Genomic DNA, 462 nt, shown 5'->3' on the forward strand with positions numbered 1-462 from the left:
ACGGAGCAGATCCAGGCGCAGGATCCGGATCTGTTGCGATCCATGGTGAAGACCATGGCCGAGGCGTTGATGTCCGCCGAGGCCGACAACCTGTGCGGCGCCTCCTACGGCGAGCGCAGCAGCGAGCGGACCAACTCCCGCAACGGCTACCGCAAGCGGGAGTGGGACACCCGCGCCGGCACCGTCGAGCTGGCCATCCCGAAACTGCGGCAGGGCTCCTACTTCCCCAACTGGCTGCTGGAACGCCGCCGGCGGGCCGAGCAAGCCCTGGTCAGCGTCGTGGCCACCTCCTATCTGCTGGGCGTATCAACGCGTCGGGTGGACAAGCTGGTCGAGCAGCTCGGGATCGGCGGCATCTCCAAAAGCCAGGTCTCGGCCATGGCCAAGGTTCTGGATGAGCAGGTGGAGGCCTTCCGCACCCGGCCGTTGGACGGCGGCCCCTACACCTTTGTGTGGCTGGAT

The 462-nt window shown here is 67.1% G+C and carries 1 protein-coding gene; it reads left to right on the top strand.

The window, feature by feature from the left end:
* Positions 1-9: 9 nt before the first annotated feature.
* Positions 10-462 (top strand): transposase (locus AAH991_RS40260; RefSeq protein ID WP_346231209.1); only part of this gene is annotated, 453 nt, incomplete at its 3' end.

This window comes from Microbispora sp. ZYX-F-249 (assembly GCF_039649665.1).
Classification (GTDB): domain Bacteria; phylum Actinomycetota; class Actinomycetes; order Streptosporangiales; family Streptosporangiaceae; genus Microbispora; species Microbispora maris.